Raw genomic sequence first — 2,162 nt, 5'->3', positions numbered from 1 at the left:
AGCCAATGCGGATGGTTCTTTGAAACAGGAATTGAGTTACGACGCCTGGGGGCGGCTCAGGGATCCTTCCACACAGGTGGCTTACGCGCCGGGAAGCGAGCCGGCGCTGTTCTTTGGGCGCGGTTACACCGGCCATGAGCACCTGCCGTGGTTCGGCGTAATCAACATGAACGCCCGCCTCTACGACCCTGCCTTGGGACGCTTCCTAAGCCCCGACCCGCATGTGCAAAATCCATTCATGACCCAACACTACAATCGATATACTTATGCGATGAACAATCCATTGGTATATATCGATCAGGATGGGGAAATTGCATGGTTTATACCTATATTAATTGGTGGTGCTTTGTTTGGAACAGGGAATGTGGCGGCACATATTATCAAAGGAGACATCAATAATTTTGGAGATGCTTTAAAGTTTTTTGCTCAAGGAGCTGTAGCGGGGGCAATTGTCGGCGCAACATGGTCATTTGGACTTGCTTCTTTGAGTGGAACATCTTTATTGGGAGGCGGTTCTCTCATACAAGGAATGAGGTTTGCGTCGCAAGGATTTCTCCAAAAAATAGGATGGACTATTATGGGAGCAAAGGCAATAAGCGCATTGAGTACAGTTACAAGTATGATTAGAAATCCAGAAAATGCAGGTAAAATATTATTGGGGCGTACCTATACTGACAATTTCGGACAAGCTTTAAGCAGATACACATAGGAAGGACCTCAAACATGGTTAGGTTACAATGTGTCCCAGTTCAGAAATACATTTGGAGGAGTAGACAGGGTGGATTACTTTGGCGGGGCTACTTTTGCTACCGGTGAAAATCGAAATAGCAGATACGGGGTAAGTATCGGGCATAATATTAACATTAATATTAAAGACAATATTCAAGGGAAGTTTGAAGACAGAGTTATTGCCGACCCTTTATTTATGCATGAATATGGACATTATTCAGATAGCCAGATATTCGGGTTGTCGTATTTGTTTGTTATAGGAACTCCGAGCTTGTTCAGTGCTAAATTCTCAAAAGATGTAACAACGACTTATGATGGTAATTCAATAACACAAAGTAACCATAATTTTCGTTGGTATGAAAGACGGGCCAACAAGCATGCGGCAAAGTATTTTAAAAGATATGGTGTAAATTGGGATGATTATGAATCAAGATATCCAAGAAAAGACAAGAGATAAATTATGAAAAAGAATTCTTTAATTCAGTCAATGGGACTTATTATTATAATATTGTTTATTTGTTGCGGCAAGTGTGCGATGGATTATAGATATCCAATAAAATTGAAAAATAATAGTAATCATAAGATAGACGTTTTTGTGGCAGATCATAACAAAGGATATCCTGATACAACTTTGACTTCTCAAAGAGCAACTGTCAACATAGATATTCAGAAGGTGCATTATGAAGATTTTAGCCTTGAATATGAAAAGATTTTTTCATATCTACCTTCTGATACTCTTTCCATCTATATTTTTCACACCGATACGCTGAACAAGTATTCTTGGGCTATTATAAAGGAAAAGTACATGGTTCTCAAACGCTACGATTTAAGTTTGGATGATTTGAGGAAATTGGATTATACTGTGCCATATCCTCCTTCTTCTGCAATGAGCAACATGAAAATGTTTCCTCCATATAACAAAGAAGAGTAGAAAACTATTAGGCTATCCCGCAGCGGCGGGGTAGCTTTATTTCCAATCTTATTGAAAGCGTCACCATATTGCCAACAGTGACGGTTCTTTGAAATGACGAACGAGTGAGCGCAGAGCCAAGCCATGCTTGAGCTATGCCGAGCGAGGAGGAATTCTGCAAAATTGCGAAACAGGAATTGAGTTACGACGCCTGGGGGCGGCTCAGGGATCCTTCCACGCAGGCGGCTTACGCACCGGGGAGCGAGCCGGCGCTGTTCCTTGGGCGCGGTTACACCGGCCATGAGCACCTGCCTTGGTTTGGACTGGTGAATATGAATGCTCGGTTATATGACCCGGCGTTGGGTAGGTTCTTAAGCCCCGACCCATACGTGCAGATGCCGGACTTCACGCAGAACTTCAACCGGTACAGCTACTGTTTGAACAATCCGCTGGTGTATATCGACCAAGACGGGGAGTTTTGGTGGTTTTTTGTTGCCGCGTTCGTATTTTTCACTGAACCGGG

3 protein-coding genes and 1 pseudogene are annotated in these 2,162 nt (G+C 43.0%); all 4 read left to right on the top strand.

Features of this window, described 5'->3' with window-relative positions; translation table 11 throughout:
- A partial coding sequence (locus D7D25_RS17555) for an RHS repeat domain-containing protein (RefSeq protein WP_148038983.1) occupies positions 1–709 on the top strand: 709 nt, incomplete at its 5' end.
- Between the two features lie 30 nt (positions 710–739).
- Complete coding sequence (locus D7D25_RS17550; RefSeq protein WP_122970204.1) at positions 740–1,186, top strand: hypothetical protein; 447 nt, start codon at positions 740–742, stop codon at positions 1,184–1,186.
- 3 nt (positions 1,187–1,189) lie between these two features.
- Positions 1,190–1,660 (top strand): hypothetical protein, encoded by a 471-nt coding sequence (locus tag D7D25_RS17545; protein ID WP_148038982.1) that lies wholly within the window; start codon positions 1,190–1,192, stop codon positions 1,658–1,660.
- 170 nt (positions 1,661–1,830) lie between these two features.
- Positions 1,831–2,162: pseudogene (locus D7D25_RS17540) on the top strand (RHS repeat-associated core domain-containing protein); the annotation flags it as partial.

Source organism: Proteiniphilum sp. X52 (assembly GCF_003712195.1).
Taxonomy (GTDB): Bacteria; Bacteroidota; Bacteroidia; order Bacteroidales; family Dysgonomonadaceae; genus Proteiniphilum.
The sequence above is the reverse complement of the archived record's forward strand: the minus strand, read 5'-3'. Positions and strand labels throughout refer to the sequence as shown.

What these genes read in the sequence shown, in the direction of transcription:
- D7D25_RS17545 (WP_148038982.1), top strand. Translation starts at nt 1,190, where the DNA reads ATGAAAAAGAATTCTTTAATTCAGTCAATGGGACTTATTATTATAATA.